At 63.8% G+C, this 21,304-nt stretch carries 21 protein-coding genes; 10 read left to right on the plus strand and 11 right to left on the minus strand.

Annotation, left to right across the window (positions count from 1 at the left end):
- From ACVZTU_RS06640 to ACVZTU_RS06655, 4 genes are all read left to right on the plus strand, one after another.
- The gene (locus ACVZTU_RS06640; RefSeq protein ID WP_482401613.1) at positions 1-1,317 is read left to right on the plus strand and encodes an NAD(P)/FAD-dependent oxidoreductase; all 1,317 of its coding nucleotides are present in this window, start codon (positions 1-3) and stop codon (positions 1,315-1,317) included.
- Positions 1,314-2,075 carry an HD domain-containing protein gene (locus tag ACVZTU_RS06645; protein ID WP_139469594.1) on the plus strand — a complete coding sequence of 254 codons (762 nt, stop codon included), beginning with the start codon at positions 1,314-1,316 and terminating at the stop codon, positions 2,073-2,075. Before ACVZTU_RS06640 ends, ACVZTU_RS06645 begins: the two co-directional genes overlap by 4 nt.
- A complete protein-coding gene (locus ACVZTU_RS06650; protein ID WP_482401614.1) occupies positions 2,072-3,589 on the plus strand; it encodes an aldehyde dehydrogenase family protein in 1,518 nt (505 codons plus the stop codon). The genes ACVZTU_RS06645 and ACVZTU_RS06650 overlap by 4 nt, the downstream gene beginning before the upstream one ends.
- A gap of 108 nt (positions 3,590-3,697) precedes the next feature.
- The gene (locus ACVZTU_RS06655) at positions 3,698-4,207 is read left to right on the plus strand and encodes a hypothetical protein (protein WP_139469592.1); all 510 of its coding nucleotides are present in this window, start codon (positions 3,698-3,700) and stop codon (positions 4,205-4,207) included.
- Positions 4,208-4,219: 12 nt separating this feature from the next.
- Here ACVZTU_RS06655 and rraA read toward each other — a convergent pair whose 3' ends face one another.
- The 5 genes from rraA to ACVZTU_RS06680 form a co-directional block, all read right to left on the minus strand.
- Positions 4,220-4,687 carry a ribonuclease E activity regulator RraA gene (gene rraA / locus ACVZTU_RS06660; RefSeq protein WP_101545050.1) on the minus strand — a complete coding sequence of 156 codons (468 nt, stop codon included), beginning with the start codon at positions 4,685-4,687 and terminating at the stop codon, positions 4,220-4,222.
- A gap of 38 nt (positions 4,688-4,725) precedes the next feature.
- Positions 4,726-5,748, minus strand: a complete 1,023-nt coding sequence (locus tag ACVZTU_RS06665) for a D-cysteine desulfhydrase family protein (protein WP_139469591.1) — start codon at positions 5,746-5,748, stop codon at positions 4,726-4,728.
- Between the two features lie 83 nt (positions 5,749-5,831).
- Positions 5,832-6,272, minus strand: coding sequence for a hypothetical protein (locus tag ACVZTU_RS06670; protein ID WP_482401615.1), 441 nt, complete (start codon positions 6,270-6,272; stop codon positions 5,832-5,834).
- Positions 6,273-6,474: 202 nt separating this feature from the next.
- Positions 6,475-7,794, minus strand: coding sequence for a dicarboxylate/amino acid:cation symporter (locus ACVZTU_RS06675; RefSeq protein WP_139469589.1), 1,320 nt, complete (start codon positions 7,792-7,794; stop codon positions 6,475-6,477).
- 168 nt (positions 7,795-7,962) lie between these two features.
- Positions 7,963-8,190: a hypothetical protein gene (locus ACVZTU_RS06680; protein WP_482401616.1), complete on the minus strand. Its 228-nt coding sequence runs from the start codon at positions 8,188-8,190 to the stop codon at positions 7,963-7,965.
- A gap of 174 nt (positions 8,191-8,364) precedes the next feature.
- Between ACVZTU_RS06680 and ACVZTU_RS06685 the strand changes: the two genes are divergently transcribed.
- Entirely contained in the window at positions 8,365-10,221 is a 1,857-nt protein-coding gene (locus ACVZTU_RS06685) for an acyl-CoA dehydrogenase (RefSeq protein ID WP_482401617.1), read from the plus strand.
- A gap of 6 nt (positions 10,222-10,227) precedes the next feature.
- On the opposite strand, the gene ACVZTU_RS06690 is transcribed toward ACVZTU_RS06685, so the two are convergent.
- From ACVZTU_RS06690 to ACVZTU_RS06700, 3 genes are all read right to left on the minus strand, one after another.
- Entirely contained in the window at positions 10,228-10,962 is a 735-nt protein-coding gene (locus ACVZTU_RS06690; RefSeq protein ID WP_248284046.1) for a phosphatase PAP2 family protein, read from the minus strand.
- A gap of 108 nt (positions 10,963-11,070) precedes the next feature.
- Positions 11,071-11,736, minus strand: coding sequence for a response regulator (locus tag ACVZTU_RS06695; protein WP_139469587.1), 666 nt, complete (start codon positions 11,734-11,736; stop codon positions 11,071-11,073).
- A 150-nt stretch (positions 11,737-11,886) separates the two neighbouring features.
- Positions 11,887-13,308, minus strand: a complete 1,422-nt coding sequence (locus ACVZTU_RS06700; protein WP_482401618.1) for a sensor histidine kinase — start codon at positions 13,306-13,308, stop codon at positions 11,887-11,889.
- Positions 13,309-13,467: 159 nt separating this feature from the next.
- On the opposite strand from ACVZTU_RS06700, the gene ACVZTU_RS06705 reads away from it, so the two are divergent.
- Complete coding sequence (locus ACVZTU_RS06705) at positions 13,468-14,268, plus strand: DUF4352 domain-containing protein (protein ID WP_139469586.1); 801 nt, start codon at positions 13,468-13,470, stop codon at positions 14,266-14,268.
- 2 nt (positions 14,269-14,270) lie between these two features.
- Here ACVZTU_RS06705 and ACVZTU_RS06710 read toward each other — a convergent pair whose 3' ends face one another.
- Together ACVZTU_RS06710 and ACVZTU_RS06715 are read right to left on the minus strand one after the other, a co-directional pair.
- Complete coding sequence (locus ACVZTU_RS06710) at positions 14,271-15,059, minus strand: fructosamine kinase family protein (protein ID WP_139469585.1); 789 nt, start codon at positions 15,057-15,059, stop codon at positions 14,271-14,273.
- A gap of 44 nt (positions 15,060-15,103) precedes the next feature.
- A complete protein-coding gene (locus ACVZTU_RS06715; protein ID WP_482401619.1) occupies positions 15,104-15,847 on the minus strand; it encodes a 3-keto-5-aminohexanoate cleavage protein in 744 nt (247 codons plus the stop codon).
- Positions 15,848-16,066: 219 nt separating this feature from the next.
- Here ACVZTU_RS06715 and ACVZTU_RS06720 point away from each other — a divergent pair, with 219 nt between their 5' ends.
- Together ACVZTU_RS06720 and ACVZTU_RS06725 are read left to right on the plus strand one after the other, a co-directional pair.
- Positions 16,067-16,210 carry a GPGG-motif small membrane protein gene (locus ACVZTU_RS06720; RefSeq protein ID WP_167443931.1) on the plus strand — a complete coding sequence of 48 codons (144 nt, stop codon included), beginning with the start codon at positions 16,067-16,069 and terminating at the stop codon, positions 16,208-16,210.
- 103 nt (positions 16,211-16,313) lie between these two features.
- Positions 16,314-17,324, plus strand: a complete 1,011-nt coding sequence (locus ACVZTU_RS06725) for a formylglycine-generating enzyme family protein (protein ID WP_248284044.1) — start codon at positions 16,314-16,316, stop codon at positions 17,322-17,324.
- Between the two features lie 2 nt (positions 17,325-17,326).
- Here ACVZTU_RS06725 and ACVZTU_RS06730 read toward each other — a convergent pair whose 3' ends face one another.
- Entirely contained in the window at positions 17,327-18,259 is a 933-nt protein-coding gene (locus ACVZTU_RS06730; RefSeq protein WP_482401620.1) for a LysR family transcriptional regulator, read from the minus strand.
- 175 nt (positions 18,260-18,434) lie between these two features.
- Here ACVZTU_RS06730 and ACVZTU_RS06735 point away from each other — a divergent pair, with 175 nt between their 5' ends.
- Both ACVZTU_RS06735 and ACVZTU_RS06740 read left to right on the plus strand, forming a co-directional pair.
- Positions 18,435-19,784 carry an MFS transporter gene (locus ACVZTU_RS06735; protein WP_482401621.1) on the plus strand — a complete coding sequence of 450 codons (1,350 nt, stop codon included), beginning with the start codon at positions 18,435-18,437 and terminating at the stop codon, positions 19,782-19,784.
- 10 nt (positions 19,785-19,794) lie between these two features.
- On the plus strand, positions 19,795-21,300 hold the full coding sequence (locus ACVZTU_RS06740; RefSeq protein ID WP_482401622.1) for an acetyl-CoA hydrolase/transferase family protein: 1,506 nt from the start codon (positions 19,795-19,797) through the stop codon (positions 21,298-21,300).
- Positions 21,301-21,304 lie beyond the last annotated feature (4 nt).

Genomic DNA, 21,304 nt, shown 5'->3' on the forward strand with positions numbered 1-21,304 from the left:
ATGACGACGACAACGCAGACGGCACCGGCCGACGTACAGGACCGACCGGCCCGCACACAGACCGGGATGCTCATCATCGGAGCCTCCCAGGCCGGAGTGCAGCTGGCGATCTCACTGCGGGGGACCGGATTCACCGAATCGATCACCCTCCTCGGCGAAGAGGACCACCGGCCTTACCAGCGGCCGGCCCTGTCGAAGGAGTTCCTGCAGGGAACGGTCGACAAAGAGAATCTCATCTTCCGCAGCGCCGAATACTGGGACGAGCACAACATCGAACTCGTCAAGAACACGCGCATCGAGAAGATCGACAAGAACCCGGACGGCTCCGGAGTCGCCATCGCCACCGACGGTGAGGAATACCCCTTCGCCCGTCTGGCACTGGCCGTCGGAGCGCGAGCCAGACCGCTGGAGGTTCCCGGCGCCGACCTTGCGGGAGTGACCTATCTGCGCAGCGCCGATGACGCGCTGTCGCTGAAAGGCAGCCTCGATGACTTCACCGATGTCGTCGTCATCGGCGGCGGATTCATCGGTCTCGAAGTCGCCTGCTCCCTGCACGGGATGGGCAAGAACGCCACCGTGCTCGAACACGGCCCCCGCCTCATCGGGCGCGCCGTCGGAGAGGAGACTTCCGAGTACTTCTACCAGGCGCACCGAGAACGGGACCTCGACATCATCCTCAACTCCCGGGTCGAAACACTGATCGACGACGGCAGCGGGCGCGTGTCCGGAGTGGCACTGGCCGACGGGACCGTAGTCCCGGCCCAGCTGGTCATCGTCGGCATCGGCGTCATCCCGAACACCGGACTGGCCGAGCAGATGGGCTTGAAGACCGAGAACGGAGTCGTCGTCGACCGCTATGCGCTCGCCTCCGATGGTACGACCATCGCGGTGGGAGACGTGGCGAACATGCCCAACCCGCTTCCGGACGCGCCGGAGGGGGAGCGGATCCGCCTCGAGAGCGTGAACAATGCGATCGAACATGCAAAGGTCGCCGCCTATTCGGTCTCAGGTCGACGTGAAGAATACGCCGGCATTCCCTGGTTCTGGTCGAATCAGGCCGATATGAAGCTGCAGATCGCCGGACTGTCGATGGGCTTCGACTCCACCGTGGTGCGTCGTGATGACGAAAAAGGCAAGTTCAGCGTCTTGTACTACCGCGAGGGCCAGATCATCGCAGCCGACTGCGTCAATGCTCCCCTGGACTTCATGGCGGTGCGCACCGCTCTGGCCAAGAACCAGCAGATACCTGCCAACCAGGCCGGCGATATGAGCGTCACGCTCAAATCCATCGCCGTCGACCGAGAGGATCCCCGATGAATACCCGAACCGAAAGCAGCAGCCGCGAACAGGACTATCCGAGCTGGGCGGCAGCGGAGTCCGGTGACACCGCCGACGACCCTCGAGCCGTCCGTTTCGCCACCGACTACCCCGTCCGCCCTATCCCGATGGAAGGGACGGTCGACACACAGCCGATCTGTTCGACTCCGAGCAGTGGATTCGAGGCGCTGTGGAAGCAGATCGAACCCGAGACGCGCACCCGCGGCAACGACGTGCACCTGCCGATCTCGGCCGCCTATGCCGAGCGACTCTGCGACGCCTATCCCTCGGCCGACCGTGAGCTCGTGCTCGTGACGATCATCCTCCACGACACCGGCTGGGCACATGTCGACGAATCCCGAATCATCTCAGAAGGCTTCGGCGGTGACTGGCGCAAAGCCACGATCCGGTTCGAACACGAACGGGAAGGCTGCCTCGTCGCACGCCGGGTCCTGCCGGGCCTCGGCTATTCCGAGGACTTCGTCGAACGCGTCTGCGAGATCATCGACGGCCACGACACCCGTCCGGTCGCCTTCAGCCTCGAGGACGCCCTGGTCCGTGACGCCGACCGTCAGTGGCGCTTCGACCGGGCCGGAATCGCCCTGTCCGCGTCGTGGTTCGACATGGACATGGCCACCTACACCGACCGGCTTGAGAGGGAGATCATCCCTGAACTCATCACCGAAGCAGCAGTGACCATGGCCGAAGCAGACCTGCGCCGTCAGCGGGACCTGCTGCGCACCGAGGTCATCCGATGAGCACCGTCGACACCGTCTCTCCGACACTGACCCGAGCCGGCCTGCGCCGAGACCTGCCGTACAGCCACGTCGATGACCATTTCATCGACGGCGTCTGGACGCCCGCCGCCGATTCCGAACGCAACCCGGTCATCGATCCGGCGACGGACGAAGTGTGGGGCTCTGTGCCGGCAGCCACCTCGGCGGAACTCGATCGCGCCGTGACCGCAGCCCAGGCATCGATGAACGAATGGGCGAGCCTGACCGCGGCCGAGCGGGCGGAATATCTGGTGCGGATCGCCGAGGAGATCGAAGCGCGAAGCGAAGACCTGGCACGGACGAACACCCTGGAGAACGGCACCCCGATCTCCGAGACCCGGGGAGCGGCGGCGAATGCGGCTGGAATCTTCCGCCACTTCGCCACCTTGTCTGCCTGGATCGACGATGAGGACATTCGTGACTTCCCTGCCGCCGTCGACTCCTATTCGGTGGTGCGCAAGGACCCGATCGGAGTCTGCGCACTGATCGCACCGTGGAACTTCCCGATCAACCTCGTCGTCGTCAAGCTCGCTCCCGCGCTTCTGGCCGGGTGCGCCGTAGTCATCAAACCCGCGTCGGTGACTCCATTGTCCATTCGCTTCATCATCGATGCCGTCGCCGCCGCCGGAGTGCCCGCCGGCGTGGTCAACCTGCTCACCGGTCCCGGACGATTCGGCGATGCCCTCGTCCGCCACCCGGGAATCAGCAAGGTGGCGTTCACCGGTTCGACCCCGGTGGGCCGGCGCATCGCCGCTGCCTGTGGCGAACTGCTGCGCCCGGTGACGCTGGAGCTCGGCGGCAAATCCTCGGCGATCGTGCTGCCCGATGCCGATCTGGAGGCGATGGGGCGGGTGCTCGTGCGATCGTGCATGCGCAACACCGGACAGACCTGCTATATCTCCACCCGGATCATCGCACCGGCTTCCCGGTACGACGAGGTCGCTGAGGTGGTGGGACGGACGATCGCCGAGGGGCGGCAAGGGGATCCGCTTGCCGAAGACACAGTGTTCGGGCCTGTGGCATCGCGGTCCCAGTACACGACCGTCATGGAATACATCGCCTCCGCTCACGAGGAGGGCGCTCTTCCCGTCACCGGGGGAGCTGCAGCAGAAGTCGACATCGACGGAAAGGCCGGGATGTTCATCCAACCGACGGTCTTCGCCGAGGTGACCCCGCAGATGCGCATCGCGCGGGAGGAGATCTTCGGCCCCGTGATCTCGATCCTGCGCTACGACGATTCGCAGGGCTCCGACGAAGCCGTCTCCCTGGCCAACAACACTGAGTTCGGACTCGGCGGCATCGTCTTCGGCGCCGACGCAGAGGCCGCTCAGGCAGTAGCCGAACAGGTCGATTCAGGATCGGTGGGAGTGAACTTCTTCGGTTCGAATCATTCGGCACCCTTCGGCGGGCGTCATGACTCCGGCCTCGGCGTCGAATACGGCGTCGAAGGGCTCAGTCAGTACATCACGTACAAATCGATCCACCGGAAGCGGTGAGACCGAGCACGGTGCGACTGTGCCTTGTGCGACCAGACGCGGTGCGAGCGCCCACGGTACGACCGAGGCGATGCGGTACCAACGCGCGCCCGCCGATAGGCTGGTGCCATGAGGTTCGAATCGAAGTCCGCCCCTGCTCTCGCCGGGCTCCTGACCGCCGCATTCATCGCTCTCAGCGGCTGCGGTTCCGATTCCGCCTCATCGTCGGAACCCGAAACGACGCCGACGGCGACACTGGATGTCGTGGAGCAGGGCTTCGATTCCCTCGACGAGCTCTCGGATTATGTGGCGCAGTCCTTGGACGGTGTCGAGGTGAGTCTCGAATCCGAGACGAACCCCGACTTCAACGAGGAGGCCGAACCCGAACGCCTCCATGTCCACTTCGCCTCGACTGAGGACAGAGTCAAAGACTTGGAAGCTACGGCGTTCATCGTCCAAGCGACGTCACGGGCGGGTTTCGACTATGACATCCTCGTGGTCACCGGAGTCGTGTCGGCAGGGGAGTGGGCGTACCTCTACGACCGGTCGACTGTCGTAGAGCTCACCGCTGATGGTCAGATCGCTGTTGCCGATATCTGGGACTCAGCCGAACAGAGCTTCGACACCATTCACCGCTGAGTCTCTGCCGCCCTACTTCTCGACGGCAACGCCGTCGGCGTCGGCGAAGACCATCGCTCCCGGGCGGATCGTCGCGCCGCCGATCTCCACGGTCACGTCGATCTCACCGGCACCGTCTTTCGCGCTCTTGCGCGGGTTGCTGGCCAGAGCCTTGATGCCGAACTCCATCTCGGCCAGAGCCTCACGGTCACGGACGGCACCGTTGATGACGACACCGTTCCAGCCGTTTCGAACTCCTGCCTCGGCGATCATGTCACCCATGAGGGCGGTGGCGATCGATCCGTCACCGTCGATGACGAGCACGGCGCCGTCGCCGGGCTGGTTGAGGGTCTGCTTGACCAGTCCGTTGTCCTGGTAGCAGCGGATGGTGCGGGCCGGCCCGGAGAATGACGTTTTGGCTCCGAAGTCGCCGAAGTTCAGGGCGATCGAATAGAGCTCGTCGCCGCGTTCATCCCACAGGTCTGCTGTCGAAACTGTCATCTGTGTGCCTTCCGTTGGGGGTGGGAGCTGGGTGGTGCTCAGGCAAACGCCTGGGCACGGGCGTAGAGTCCGGGGACTCCGCCGGAATGGATAGAGACGACCGCGTCCTCGGAAGAGAAACGGCCGGATCTGATGAGGTCGATGAGGCCGGCCGCTGCCTTGCCGGTGTAGACCGGGTCGAGGACGATGCCCTCGGTGCGGGCGAAGAGACGCACGGCCTCGACCATCTCGGGAGTCGGCAGAGCGTATCCCGTCCCGACATAGTCGCCGAGTCCCACTGTGGCGTCGCGAGGGACCGGGGGCAGATCGAGGAAGTGCGCCGTGGAATCGACGAGGTCGACGATCTTCGGCTCCTGCTCCGCCTGTGTCCGGCTGACGTTGATGCCGATGACCGGAGCATCGCTCCCTGCACTGTGGAGGCCGACGATGAGTCCGGCCTGCATTCCGGCCGAACCGCTGGGCGTGACGATCGTGGGCGAATCCAGTCCCGCCTCGGCGAATTGGTCGAGCATCTCAACGGCACAGTCGACGTACCCGAGCGCACCGATCGGGTTCGACCCGCCCACCGGGATGACGTAGGGCTTCCTGCCCTCGCCGCGCAGCTTCTCAGCCAGTTCTTCAGCCTCGCCGAGGAGGTCGGCCCCGTGGCCGAGCACCGTGACCGAATCCGCGCCGAGGAGGTCGAAGAGCAGGAAATTGCCCGTGTACTCCGGCGGGTTCGACCCTGTCGGTCCGAGGGCGCTGCCTTCAGGTCCGAGGTCCTCTTCGACGATCAGGTGACAGTCGAGGCCCTCGACTCGTGCAGCGGACAAGGTCAGTCGACAGTGATTGGACTGCACCCCGCCGACGGTGATGAGCGTGTCCGCGCCCTGTTCCAGGGCGTCGGCGATGAGGAACTCGAGTTTGCGCGTCTTATTCCCGCCCTGAGTCAGTCCCAGCTGGTCATCGCGTTTGATCCAGATCTGCGGTCCGCCGAGTTCGGCGGACAGGCTCCGCAGATGTTGGAGAGGCGTCGGCCCCGCGGTGTAGCGGCGGCGTGGGACTTCATTCAGGGCGACCATGGTTCCCGAGTCTACCGAGCTGGTCAGCCCTGCTGACAAGACGCCGACCAGAATCTGGTCAACGGGATGTCAACGGGTCGTTCTCAGCCGACGAACTCGACCTCACGAATGGCATCGCGGCCCTTGTTCGCGGCGAGCGCGTTTCTCACTGTCAGATTCATAACCTCATGCGTGTCCAGGTTCGTATAGGACACCCAGGTGAATCCCTTGCCGGAATCGGCTGAGCTGCGGTGCCAGCGTTCGGAGTGCCCGTGGCTGTGTTCGATCAGTGCCGTCACGACGTTCTTGGTGGCGAGACGATCCATAGTCCGGTCATCCCCATTGCCGAAGGCGGTGACGAGTTTGTCCGCGTACCCGGCTGCCTTGACCGGGTAGCCGGAGGTCTGGGGAGCCTGAGCGGCACTGGGCACGGGTGCGGCTTCGCCGGACGCGGCTGCCGGCCCGACTGCGAGACCCAGGGAAGCGAGGCAGGCTAATGCGGCGACGCCCCACTTTGCGGCGTGAGTGCTGAGGATGGCGGGCATGGTGACATCTCCTCTTACAGATCAGGAACATTGCTGGAATCGAGTATCGTCAGCCCAGGTGAGAGCCTTTTGCCCGAAACTGAACAGAAGCTGAGATGCCGAGTCGCAAATGCGGAAGTTCTATTGCGTTCCTATGACATCTCCGAGACATTCGGCCAGAAGGAGCCTTGTCCGAATCTACGAGCTCGGGAGTGTGACAGATTCACTGAGCATACGGAACCGAATCGTGATCATCCTCTTTGGCTTTGTCCATCCAGTCCTTGCCGTCGAGGATGCGCGCGACCATCATCGAGCTCGCCTGATCGCCGACGGAATTGACCGTGGTGGCCGGGGGATCGATGACGGTCCCGATGATCTGGATGATCGGCAGTGCCGCGGCCGGGAAGCCGTAGAGGGTGATGATCATGAGCTCGCCGATGAAGCCGCCTGAGGGGATTCCTGCCATGACCATTCCGGCCAGCAGCGCCACGGCGATGGCGATGAGGATGTTCTCCAGGGTGAAGAAGTCGCGCTGGAACACGGCAAAGAGGAAGGCGATCTTGAGGATCGCGGACAGGCTCGAGCCTTCCATGTGGATCGTGGCACCGATCGGCACGATCGTCTCCCGGATGTCACGGGGGACTCCGATCTTCTCTCCGGCACGCAGGTTCGCCGGGATCGCCGCCACCGAGGAGGATGTGCCCAAAGAGATCGCCGTGGGCTCGAGGATATTGCTCCAGAACCGAGAGACGCCTCGGCGGCCACCGGCCAGGCAGGAGTAGAACGTGAACGCGAGGATGAAGTAGGCGATCGCCACCGGATAGTAGACGAGGAAAGCGCGAACATAGTCCCCGACGAGCTGGGAGCCGAGGTCACCGATGAGAGCGGCGAAGTAGGCCCCGAGACCGATAGGGGCGTAGTACATGATGATCGAGGTGAACTTGAGGAACACCTCGGTGCCGGAATTGAGGAACTGGGCGAACGGCTTGCCCGCATCGCCGATCCTGCTGGTGGCGAAGCCGACGATGACGGCGAAGACGATGAGGGCGAGCATGTGCTCGGCGGACAGGATCTTAGAGAAGTCGTCGACGACGACGGTCTGGACGAGCTGGTCGCCGATGGACCCTACGTCCTCGACGTTCTCCGGCTCCTGCATCTCCACCTGGACGCCGTCGGTGGCGTTGAAGATGCGCAGCGCGGCGACCATGACGATGGAGGCGATGATGCCGGTGACGGCGAAGACTCCGAGCATGCTGCCCATGATCTTGCCCAGTCGCGCGGCCGAGGACATTCCCGCGACTGCGGAAGCGATGGAGAAGAACACGAGCGGCACGACAAGAGTGAACATCATGTTGATGAACAGCGTGCCGAACGGTTTGATGACGGTGGCACGTTCCCCGAAGATGAGGCCGATGACGGCACCGACGACCACGCCGGTGAGGATGAAGAGCGGGAAGCGGTAGTTGCGCAGGATCCGGAGGAATCCCGACGGCTGTGTCTTCGTGTCGGAGGACTGCGCAGGCGAGGCAGTGGGGGAGGGCATAGGCTCTGCCTTTCAGATCAGCATCATTGTTCCGCCGACAATGCGGCGTGGGGTCATGGCCCTGGCGATCCTACCTGGGGCACAGCAGGACCCGGCACGCGGATAGCCGTGTACCGGGCTGCTGATGTTCGCTCGAGCCGACGAATCAGCTCTCAGGCTGATCGATGATCAGTCGTCGTAGCTCGAGTGGGATTCGTCGACAGCGAGATGAGAGCCGTCGGGATTGCGGTAGAGCTTCACTCCCTCGTGTTCGGCCGTGGCTTGCAGCCGTTCTTCGGAGCTGTCCTCTCGGTAGCCGACCTTCTGCCCCTGGCCGATGTTGGCGCTCTTGAACGCCTTCGAGAACTTTTCGATCGTCTCTGCCAACTTCGATGATCGATGCGTTCCTGCGGTCATGATCCTTCGCCCCATTCCCACGCAGATTGTAGAGAGAATTATAGCTCTCGCGGGGGCCTAAACCCAGGGATGAGGAGCGTTTGGCGGACCTCACAACTGATCAATAGCCAAACCTTTGCACTGTGAGAGGGCGAATCGCTTTACTTAACGAACGTTTAGCTCTAGTTTGGTCTCGTGACTGAACAGAGCAAAGGCAATGGCGTCTTGACGACTGCGACAGAATCCATCCTCTCCGCCAAGGACATCGAGTTCCAACTCTACGACTGGCTCAAGGTCGACGAACTCTGCGACCGACCTCGCTTCTCCGACCATTCGCGTGAGGTCTTCGACTCCGTGCTCGAAGCCAGCGAGGAGCTTGCTAAGGAGCGGTTCGCGACCCATGCACGGAAGTCCGACCTCAATGAACCGACTTTCGACGGCACTGCGGTGACGTTGATTCCTGAGATCAAGTCTGCACTCGACCAGTTCGCCGGCATCGGTCTGCTGTCGGCGACGATGGATGAGAGTGTCGGCGGAATTCAGCTGCCGCAGACGGTCGCGAAGGCCTGTTTCGCCTGGTTCCAGGCGGCTAATATCGGCACCGCCAGCTACCCGATGCTGACCATGGCCAACGCCAATCTGCTGCTCGAGTACGGCACCGAAGAACAGATCGAGAAGTACGTTGTGCCCGAGCTCGACGGCCGCTTCTTCGGCACCATGTGCCTGTCCGAACCCGAGGTCGGCTCCTCGCTGGGAGATGTCTCGACGAGAGCCGTTCCGGATCCCCAGGGCGGCGACGATGCGTTCCGCGTCCACGGCACGAAGATGTGGATCTCCGGCGGCGACCACGAACTCTCGGAGAACATCGTCCACCTCGTCCTGGCCCGTGCCGAGGGTGACCAGCCAGGTGTCAAAGGCCTGAGTCTGTTCCTCGTTCCGAAGTACCTCGTCAACGACGATGGCAGCCTCGGAAAACGCAATGATGTCGTTCTGTCAGGGCTCAATCACAAGATGGGGTGGCGCGGAACGACGAACACTCTGCTCAACTTCGGTGAGGGCACGCACACTCCGGCCGGTTCCGCTGGTGCTGTGGGCTACCTCGTGGGGGAGCGGGGCAAGGGTCTGGCCTGTATGTTCCACATGATGAACGAGGCTCGCATCGGTGTCGGAGCAGGTGCGGTCGGACTGGGGTACCACGGGTACCTCGATGCCCTCCGCTATGCCCGCGACCGCCGCCAGGGTCGTCCCGACGGTGCGAAGGGATCCGCTGGTGAGCCGATCCCGATCGCGGAACACTCCGATGTCCGGCGCATGCTGCTGTCGTCGAAGAGCTACGTCGAGGGCGGGCTCGGACTCATCCTCTATGCCGCGCGTCTGCTCGACGAATCCGAAACTGCTGATTCCGAGGCCGAGCGTGACCGTGCGGCACTGCTGCTCGATGTGCTCACCCCGATCGTCAAGACCTGGCCGAGCGTGTGGTGCCTGAAAGCCAACGACCACGCCATTCAGGTGCTCGGCGGAGCGGGATACACTCGCGATCATGATGTGGAGCAGCTCTACCGCGACAATCGGCTCAACCCGATCCACGAGGGCACGCACGGCATCCAGGCCAAGGATCTGCTCGGCCGTAAGGTCATCATGAAGGGTGGGGCCGGTCTGCAGGTGCTGCTGGAGCAGATGCGGGAGACCCTCGCCGAGGCGACCGACCGATCCGAATGGTCAGGTGAGACCGCGGCACTGACGTCAGCCGTCGATCGCATCGAATCCGTGACTGCCGCAGTGTGGTCGAGCGGGGATCCAACGGTGGCCCTCGACAATGCGTGGACCTATTTGGAAGCAGTGGGCCATACGGTGATGGCGTGGCTGTGGCTGCAGCAGGGAATGGCTGCTGAGGCGACCGTCGGTGAACGTGGCGACTCTGCTTTCCTCAGGGGAAAGATCGCCGCGGCGCGGTATTTCTTCGCCCACGAACTGCCGCAGACCGGCCCATGGTTCGATCTCGTTGAGAGCAGGGCGACGACATTCATGGAGCTCGACGATTCCTGGCTGTGAGTGCCGTCAGGTTCTGGGGTCAGGTATTCGCCGATCGGCGATGATGAGCAGTCGCAGGAAGAATCCGCCGATCAGCAGACCTCCGATGAGGTCGGTGGCCCAGTGCCAGCCGAGGGCGAAGGACACGACCACGGAGTTCACGCTGACCGCTGCGACGCCCCAGCACAATAGGCGCACGGTTCTGGTGGAGACCTTGCCGTAAGTGGCAATGAGGTAGGCGACCGCGCCGTAGATGAGCACGGCTTCGGCCGCGTGCCCGGACGGATAGCTGATTCCGCGGCCGCCGATTTCGATGAGACCGCCTTGGAAGAACCGCGGATCGTGCAGGGTGGTCGCCGGTCGAGCGAGGAGGACCTTGAGTGAACCGATGCCGAGGTAGAAGGCCGCTTCGACAGCGATCGCGAAGACGATCGGTCGCCAGGACCGACGTTTGCGCGACAGCACGATCGCGGTGATCGCCAGGACGGGAAGACAGACTGCCTGGCCTGCGATGGGGTCGAGGATGTGCTGAACGAACCAGACGAGATCGGGTTCGAAGAGATAGAGCCACCGTCGATTGAGCTTGTAGTCCCAGACTCGCAGCGGGCCGGCTGCGGCGAATGTGACGACGATGAAAGCGATCGCCAAGACCCAGATTGAGGTTGCCCAGGACAGCAACCCCTGTGCTCGTTCTGTCCACTGACTGCGATCTGAGGGGTTGCTGATCAGCTTCTCGGATTCGACATAGGGTTCAGCAACCATCAGAGTCGATTTTAGACGGAGTCGACAATCACTTCTGCTGTGGGGGATAAAGAAACGGTGAATTCTTGCGAGGATTCTCTGAAAGTCGCGCCGGTCGATCTATCGGAATCAGTGCCCGCGGGCGCGAACGACCATCGTGGCGATGCGCACGCGATTGTTCGTGTCCAGCTTGACGTTGATTCGATTGAGGTGAGTCTTGACCGTAGCCAGGCTCATGAACGTCTCCTCGGCGATCTCCTGATTCGACAGACCGTCGGCCACGAGCTCGGCGATCTGCCGCTCGCGATCGGTGAGTCCGGCCAGCAACTCAAGGGCCTCCCTCTGTAGCCGATGGTCGGAGTTCGACCTGACCTTGGCGATGACCTGCCGCATCGACTGCGGGGCGAGAATGGGCTCACCTGCGTGGACCTTGCGGACCGCAGCAGCGAGATCCACAGGGCCGATGTCCTTGAGGAGGTATCCGGCGGCTCCCGCCTCGAGCGCCCTGAAGAGGTGATCGTCGCTGCTCATGCTCGTCAGAGACACCACCTTCGGCGGTCGTACACTGTTGAGCAGACGCTGAGTAGCTTCGATCCCGCCGATTCCGGGCATCCGTATGTCCATGAGCACGACATCGGGAAAATGCAGACCTGCCTGCTCGACGGACTCTTCCCCGCTCAACGCCGAGGCGACGACGTCGATGCCGTCGGCCGCCTGGAGTATCCCCCTGATCCCGGTGATGACCATGGGATCGTCATCGACGACCATGACTCGGATCGGGGCGGCTTGGTTCATGAATGTCACAATACCTGAGGCTGCTGTCACAGCTTGTCGCAGCGCTGAAGTCGCTGTTCCACATGGCTCTTTCGGCCGTTATCGGCAGACGTTCCGGCAGAATGCGAAACAGTCCGGACAGGATCGGAAACAGTCCGGACAGGCTGCGAATCAGTTCGGAGGAGAGAAGGACCGGAAGCTCACCTGGACGTGGAACTCATTGCCGACCACCCCGATCGACGCGTCTCCGCCGAACATCTCGGCGCGCTCCCGGATGCCGACAATCCCGGATCCCGACCCGGTCGACGCCAAGTGCGCTTCGTGCGGCACCGGACTCGTCCCGGGCAGCCCCCACTTCTGAGCGGGCGCACCGGCGCCGGGTTCTCGCGCCGAACCCGGTGCGTATCGGGGGCGAGGCGGAACATCGACCGGGGCTGAACCACGCGGAAGCGGATTGCTCACCGAGATCTGGATTCCGCGAGCTGCCGAGACGGCGACGTCCACCGTCACGGGCACGTTCGGTGCATGCTTCATCGCGTTGGTCAGAGCCTCCTGAACAATGCGAAAGGCCGCACGGTCGAGCGCAGGCGGGCACGAGTCCACGTCCTGGATGACGACGAAGGGGCGGATGACCGTACCGGTGGAGGCCACAGAGGAGATGAGCTCGGGAATCGCTGACATCGTCGCACGGCTCGGAGGCGACGAGATGCCATGGCCAGGCCGCGGACGGGCCAGATCTCCGCTCCTCACACCACCCACCAGATGACGCAGATCCTCCATGGACGCACGGGCCTCCTCCCGCAGGGCAGACGCCGTCGCAGCGACCTCGGGGTCGGTGCGTGCCCCGACCTCAAGGGCACCGGTATGCAGAGATATCACCGACAGTCGGTGGGAGAGCGTGTCGTGAAGCTCGCGTGCCAAGAGCTCTCGTTCCGACTGCCGCGCGATCTCGGCCGTGAGCGACTCATTGCGCAGAGCTTCGCGTTCGGCGATCGACTCGACCGCCCTCATCTTCCGAGTCCGACGCAGAAGCGCACCGACTCCCAGCGCCGTACACAGTCCGATGACTCCGGCAGCGACCGTGATGATACTGATCGCCAGGTGCGCATCCTCCGGCGGAATGGTCGCCTCGAGCCCGGTGACCTGAGCCGGATCGGGCAGGAAGAAGATGCTGAAGGGATTGTGCTCAGCGGGTGCCAGACACATCCTCACCGTGGAGAACGCGATCAGTCCGGTGCCCACCGCCGAGGCGGTGATCGCCTGCCGCCGGGGTGCTCGGACGACGAGGTGGAAGACCGCAATGAGCAGCATCAGCGCATCGCCCCAACCCGCGGTGAGCAGTCCTCCGGCGACGAAGGGCACCCACGGCCATCGGTGACGGAGGAAGACGAGTCCCCACACGAGGAACAGCAGCAGGACGGCAACGAGTCCGGTGTCGTTGAGTTCCCCGTCGGAGAAGGCCCAGGCATGGGCCGTCACCGCCATTGACGAGGTGAAGAACCCGAAGAGGTAGAGAATGACGCCGACGAGGATGCTGCCGGCGATGCGCACGCCGCGCGGGATTCTGCGGCGAGGGGCGGATTGTACTGACACAAGAGAATCGTAACCGCGGGGGCTGACACACGTAGTCCACCTTTCAGCTGGACGGGATCAACCGATCGGCTGGTGCGGTCCAGCCCGATTGCGGACGCGCCGGGGCGCGGACGGGACGAAGCTGGAGCAGTCAGCCAGAACCAGCTTCGAAGGAGCGTCATGTCCCATTCGCGGAATCCCCAGAACACCCCGCAGCAGCCGCAGTCACCACAGCCTCAGCACCAATGGTCCCCGCAGCACCAGCCCCCTCACAGCAACCACCAGCAGCCAGCTCATAACTTCGACCCCCAACAGTGGGCACCAGCACAGAACGCACCTGCCTACGGAGCCGGCGGCTACCCGCAGCAGCCCTACGGCCAGAAGCCGCCGAAGCGGAAGAAGCCGTTGCTGAAGCGCTGGTGGTTCTGGCTGCTCGTCGTCATCGTCATCATCGCCGTTGCCAGCGCGATCGGAGGCGGGGGAGATGACACCAACACTGCGGAGGGCGGCTCGTCCGACGCTCAGCAGTCGGGGGAGTCCACGAAGAAGAAGGAGGCCGCCGACAAACCCGCCGAGGAGGCTTCGTACGGTATCGGAGACACCGTGGCCGCCGATGACTGGGAGATCACCGTCGCAGAGGTCGAGGATGGTGTCTCACAGGTCGGCGACGAATTCCTCAACGCCAAGGCACAGGGACAGTTCGTCCAGATCGAACTGTCGGTGAAGAACACCGGATCGGATCCGAACTTCTTCTTCGAAGACGACATCAAACTCGGTGATGAGTCCGGCAACACCTACTCTGCGGATTCAGAAGCCGGTATCTATGCGGCCGAGAACAACATCCTCTTCCTCGAAGAGATCAACCCCGGAAACACCGCCGAGGGTGTCCTCGTCTTCGACGTGCCCGAAGACGCCGACCCGAACAAGCTGACCTTCGCCGGCGGACTGTTCTCCGACCCGGTGGAGATCTCCTTGAAGTGACCTCACCGGTGCAGCTGTTCCGCCCGGGCGATGATCGACCGGGCGGCGCTGACCGCCTGCCCGAGGAATCCGCGCCCGAACAGACGGATATGAGCGAGCAGAGCGAAGAAGCTGTGCGCCGGCAGGTCCTCCTGCCAACCGTCCGGCATCGGGTGGGCCTGTTCGTAGCCGGAGAAGATCTCCCCGAGAAACGGGGCACCGAAAAGGGCGAGCAACGCGAGGTCTTCCAGTCGGTGACCGCCGTGGGCGGCCGGATCGATGAGCGTCACCCCGGTCGGTGACCACATAAGATTCCCCGCCCACAGATCGCCGTGGACGCGGGCCGGCGTCTCCGCACCCTCACCGCAGATGCCGGCGAAGGCGCCAGACGCGATGGCATCGATCGCCGAGGCGACCGTCGCCCGGTCCTCACCTCTGAGATCCCCGGCAACCGCAGAGGTCAGGGGTCGTAAGCGCTGCCCGACCCAATAGTCGGTGAAATCGTCGACGGGCTCGGCAGGCACCTCGAAGGGACTGTCGAGGGGGCCGAAGAATGACTGCGGGGCCGGTGACCAACCGAAACCGGGAGCACCCGCATCGTGGAGCCCGGCGAGGGCACGACCGAAGGCAGCGGCCTCCTCGGCGTCGGGACCGGTCTCCCGGAGACGGTGCAGCCGCAGAAAATCCGGCCCGTGTTCGAGCACTTCGACGACCGGGACCACATCTGGTTCGGCCAGCCACCTCAGCCCGGCGGCCTCGGCGGCGAAGAAGCCGTCCGGGGCGGACTTCCGCAGTTTGAGGAAATCAGTCATGGCCACAGGTTAGCCGGGGGAACCGTTGTCCGTCAGACCTCGGGTCAGTTCCCGAGCTCGGCGAGGAGACCGGCGGCAACCGAAACGAGGTCGCCATTGCCGGTTGCCCGAGTGCCGTCGATGAGGACCGGAGTGTCCTCCAAACCGGTGCGGATGCCGTGGCCGCGCCTGATGGCTCGGGCATTGACGACCCAGGAGGCGATGCCCTCCCCATGGTGGACCTGCGGCAGTTCGATGCCCGCATCGGCAAGGACCCGCTCGATCGCGGCGGCCTCAGCCAAGGCATGATCCGGATCGGTCACAGTGGGTTCGACGAGCACACGTGCGCATCGGTCGGCCAGCCCGGAATCGACGAATGCCGCTGCATCGTCGAGGCTGAGCAGACCTGCCTCGACTCGAACACCGCGCTCGATGAGCAGTTCGCACACTTCGCGAATTCCCGACTCACCTTGATTGGCACTGACGAAGTCAGGCAGCTCGGTCCATTCGGAGAAGAGCGTGAGACGGACCTGCGGATCGGGTTCGATTTCGGCCGCGGTGCTCAAAGAGATCGGAATGCCCGGGCACGCGGCACGCACCTCAAGAATCGTGGCCGAGACCGGTTCGGCATGAAAGGTCTGCCGGCCGGTCGCATCGAAGGGGTGGAGGTGGATGGCCTGAGCACCTGCTGCCACGGCGGCGGCCGCCTCGGCGGCGATGGACTGCGGTGTCCGCGGAGTCGCCGGGTGGTCGCGATCACCGTTGAGGGCGGCATGCAGCAGCGGTTCGTGCGAAGCTGATCCGTTCATCTGTCCACTGTCTCGCATTCGTGACGGCGAGTACAGGTCCCTTCTGCAAGACCGTGAGAAGTCAGCCTCGAATCACTGCGAAGACACCGCGCGGGCACGCCCCGATCATGATGGGGTTCGGTGCGGCGTGTTGTTCGGAATGAGCCCGAATGACGGCAGATGTCGTGCAAGGATGAACCATCCTCGACCGAGGTGTCTCACATGGAAATAGGAGCTCAAATGGCTTTCGTCCTCTGGATCATCGCAGCGATCCTCGTCATCTCCGGCATCTTTGCGATCTTCCGCAAACAGCTGCTGTGGGGAATCGTCCTCATCGTCGTCGGCTGCCTCGTGGGGCCGGGCGGAGTCAGCCTCTTCACCTGACCGTCAGGTCCCGGACTGTCCCCAGCCCCGGCTGAGGTCATAGGGTGATCCCAGAGTCCGCCCAGCATCGAGACGGACCCGGAGAGAAAAGGGGCGCCCACGCGTGACAGAGACCGGAGACCTGAGTACTGCCGGGGCGCAGAACGGCCATTCGTGCTGCGCCCCGGCGACCAGCCGCGCCGAGGCGGTGGACAGTCATGTTTCGCACCCTGGTGCTGATCCTGCCGTGAATTCGGAGTCGGAGCCCGAGTTCAGCTTCGACTTCGTCACCGCCGGCGGCGCCTTCGACATGGGCGATCCCTTCGGCGACGGGCATCCCACCGACGGTGAGGGACCACGCCACCGTGTGAACCTCACCGAATTCGAGATCGCGACGACAAGCGTGACGAATGATGATTTCGCCCGGTTCGTCGCTGACACGGGGTTCGTCACCACCGCGGAGCGTTTGGGCACCTCGGCGGTCTTCGCCATGCTTTTGGAATCCAATCCGGGAGCAGAGGCTCACATCCTCGGTCAGGCTCCAGGCGTGCCCTGGTGGGTCGAAGTCTCCGGGGCGAACTGGGCCGCACCCGAAGGTCCGGGATCGAGCATCGACAATCGAAAAGACCATCCTGTCGTCCACATCAGCTGGGACGACGCCCATGCCTATTGCACGTGGTCCGGGACGCGGCTGCCGAGCGAAGCCGAATGGGAGCTCGCCGCTCGCGGGGGCCTCAAGGGCCGCCGCTATCCGTGGGGCAATCGGCTGCTGACCGACGGGGGATGGAACTGCAATATCTGGCAGGGCGAGTTCCCGCGTATGAACACCCTCGACGACGGCTTCATCGGCACCGCACCGGCCCGACACTTCGCGCCCAATGGGCTGGGCCTGTTCAACACCGTCGGCAATGTATGGGAATGGTGCGCCGACTGGTTCACCCGCGACTACTACCAGCATTCCCCGCAATCCGATCCCCAGGGCCCCGACATCGGAGACAAGCGGATCATGCGCGGAGGATCGTTCCTGTGCCATGACTCCTACTGCAATCGCTACCGGGTGGCTGCCCGCTCCTCGAACACTCCGGACTCATCGGCGTCGAACATCGGATTCCGAGTCGTCCGAAAAGCACACTGAGCTCAGTCCCGGAGCTCCGCACCGAGGCGGCTCATCAGGTGCTCCGTCTCGACCGACAACGTCTTGAGAGCGAACGCCACAGTCTCACGGGCATCCGCTCCGGTCCGGGTCACGGCCGTGATGTGCCGTGACGGGGCATTGTCACCGCTGATGGGGATTCGGCGCACCGGGTGAAGATCCTGCGAGCGCGACATCCTTGACGCCACACATACTCCGAAGCCGCCGTGGACGAGAGCGGTTCCCGTGTTCCAGTCATCGGCGAAATGCCCGATGCGGGGTGCGAACCCGGCCGACGCGCAGCTGGCCATGACGAGCTGGTGGTAGCCGGTGCCTGGCCTGCCCAGAATCCATATCTCATCGATGGTATCGGCGATTGTGACCGTTGCGCGGTCCGCCAAGGGGTGGTCGAGGGGAACCATGAGGTCGAGCGGGTCGTCGATGAGGAAGTGGTGGCTGAACCGATCATCACCGCCGGCGGGGATGTCGGGAGCCGCGACGACGATGCCGATATCGGCATCTCCGGAGAGCAGGAAGTCGTAGCATTCGCTGGGTTCGGCTTCGATCGTCTGAGTCTGCATATGCGGGAACTGCTGGTTGAGAGCCCGCATCGTCGGCGGCAGCAGCAGACTGGCGGCGGTGGAGAAACCGCACAGTCCCAGCGAGCCGGACACAGTCTCGGAGTAGCGACCGAGATCGGCCAGCGCCATCTCCCACTCCGCCGACATGACATCGACATGGCGCAGCAGTGCCTCGGCAGCCGGGGTGAGCCTGACATTGCGCCCGTGCTGTTCGAGCAGTGTCACTCCGAGCTCGGCAGCGAGCTGTTTGACCTGGTGGGACACAGTTGACGGCGAGTAGCGCAGCGAGTGTGCCGCGGCAGTGACCGTGCCGTGTCGCTGGATCATGCTCAACATGGTGAGCCGACTGTCGATCATGTGATCCTATCGAATGGTTTCGTGGGGTTTCTTACGATATACAACAATACTCTCGTGACCCCATCATGGAATCGACAGGGCGATGCGAGCAGTCACCAGGAGGTCGCAGAGCAGACTCGGAGACGCAGCCGCAGTCACCGGGGGAACAGACGACGCGAAGAGATGGAGGCTCCGTTTGGCCGAGAACGCACGTATCAGAGGGACGAGGCGACAGCTGTGGTTCGGTGCGTTGGTCCTGCTCATTCTCTCGGCAGCCGCGAACATGGCCAGCCCTCTGTATCCGCTGCTGCAGGAGGCCCACGGGATGTCGGAGTCCGTGATGACTTCGCTCTATGCGACCTATGTCTTCAGCTGTCTGCCGTCGCTGCTGCTGTTCGGCTCGGCTGCTGATGCGTTCGGCCGCAAGCCGGTGCTGCTGGCGGCGATCGCTCTGGTCGGCTTCGGCACTGCGATTTTCGGGATCGACACGGCGGGAGTCGCCGGTCTGTTCATCGGCAGAGCCCTGGTCGGCATCGGACTCGGGTTGGGCACCGGCGCCGGAATCGCTCTCATGGTCGAGGCCTCGCCGGCGCGGCGAGTCTGGTTCGGGTCGACTCTGGCGACGATTTCATTCGTCTTGGGGTCGGGCCTCGGCCCGATGCTTGCAGGCGTCGTGTCATCGCTGTCGACGGCGCCGCTCGCTCTGCCGTTCCTCGTCATGGTGTTCCTGATCGTCATCGTCATGGTCCTCATCGCGATGATGCCGCTGCAGCGGCCGATCACTCGGCAGCGGTGGAGGCCGACCTGGCCGTCAGTGCCCGGCGCCATGCGCACAAGCTTCAACATCGCCGCTCTGACCGGATTCATCGGCTGGACGGCGCTCGGCCTCTTCCTTGCCCTGCTGCCTTCGATGGCACAGTCGATCATTCCGAACTCGGGCACCCTGACCTCCGGCCTCATCGTCGGCTCGGTTCTCGTCGTCTCGGCCGCGAGCCAACTGATAGCCCCGAAGTTCCAACCGCGGGCGGCTCAGACCCTGGGGCTGACGCTCATGGGGCTCGGGGCAGCACTCCTGCTGTCATCGAATCTGCCCGAGATCAGTCCCGCGGCGGTGAAGGTCATCATGGTGTTCGCGGCCGTGGCCACTGGCATCGGGCACGGGCTGAGTTACTGGGGAGCGAATCGGGAGATCGACGTGCTCACTCCGCCGAAGAACCGAGCCGGCATCTCCGCGGCACTCTATCTCGCCTTCTATGCCGGGGCCGGTGCTCCGGCTGTCGTCGTCGGAGTGCTGGCGCTGAGTATGCCGCTGGTCGTCGGCACGATGATCTTCACCTTGGCTCTGCTGCTGGCGACGATCGTCACGATTCCGGTTCCGAGTCTCTCCCAGACGGTGATTCGGCAGTCGAAGGCCGCGGTCGCGGTAGCGGACGCCGTGCCGGAGCCGGCTCTCAACGTTGTTGAAGCGCAATGGTTCGACAGCGGATACGGCGTCTCCGGCCACGACAGCGGGACCGCCTCGGCCGGGCACCCGGCAGCCCGATAGACTGCGAGTCATGTCGAGAATCACCTGCCCCGAACTGAGCACGAAGACCGTCACCGCTGAGGAAGCAGCCCGCCATATCGACAATGGCCAACGCGTGGCTATGAGCGGTTTCACCGGTTCCGGGTACCCGAAGGCAGTGCCGGGGGCGGTGGCCGCACGTGCTCAGGCCGCCCACGACCGTGGTGAGGACTTCCGCATCGAACTGTGGACGGGAGCATCGACGGCGCCGGAACTCGACGGGGTACTCGCCGAAGCGAACGCGGTGAGCAAACGGCTGCCGTTCCAATCCGATCCGGCTATGCGGGCCTCGATCAATTCCGGTGACACCGCTTATGTCGACACTCACCTCAGCCATTCGGCTCAGCAGGCATGGTTCGGCTTCTACGGCAACCTCGACGTCGCCGTCGTCGAAGTCGCGGCGATCCTGCCCAACGGTCTGCTCGTTCCCGGCAGTTCCGTCGGGAACTCGAAGACATGGCTCGACCTGGCCGACAAGGTCATCCTCGAGGTCAATGACTGGCATCCGCGCGGCTACGAAGGCTTCCACGATGTCTACTACGGAACCCGGCGTCCGCCCGAGCGGCTGCCGATCCAACTGCTCGAGCCGATGCAGCGCATCGGTGACCCCTATCTGCGTGTCGACCCGGCGAAGGTCGTCGCCGTGGTGGAGACGAACGCTCCGGACCGGAACCTGCCGTTCAAACCTGCCGACGAGGACTCGAAGGAGATTGCCGGCCACCTCGTTGATTTCCTCCGCCATGAGATCGCCGCAGATCGGCTGCCGCCGGAGCTGCTGCCGCTGCAGTCAGGCGTCGGCAATGTCGCCAATGCGGTGATGGGCAATCTCGCCGACAGTGAGTTCGAGGGACTGACCGCCTATACGGAAGTCATCCAGGACGGAATGCTCGACCTCATCGACAGCGGAAAGCTCACCTCGGTGTCGGCGACGGCGTTCTCGCTCTCGGCCGAACGGGCAGCGGACTTCAATGACCGGATCGAGTCGTACAAGGGCAGGATCCTGCTGCGCACCCAGGAGATGTCGAACCACCCGGAAGCCATCCGTCGCCTCGGCATCATCGCCATCAACGGGATGGTCGAGGCCGATATCTACGGCAACGTCAACTCCACGCATGTGACCGGTTCGTCGATCATCAACGGCATCGGCGGCTCCGGTGACTTCGCCCGCAACGCCTACCTCAACTTCTTCGTGTCGAATTCGCAGGCCAAAGCGGGAGCGATCTCTGCGATCGTGCCGTTCGCCAGCCATATCGACCACACCGAACACGACACTCAGATCCTGGTCACCGAACAGGGCCTGGCCGATCTGCGCGGACTGCCGCCGGTGGCCAGGGCACGGAAGATCATCGACAACTGCGCCCACCCGGACTACCGCGATCGTCTCAACGACTACCTCGAGCGTGCGATCGCCGCGAATCCGACCGGTCGGCATACCCCGCACATCCTCGCCGAGGCCCTGTCCTGGCACGAGAAGTTCCTCACGACCGGGCACATGTGAGCTG

It is taken from the genome of Brevibacterium sp. OS20, assembly GCF_056837565.1.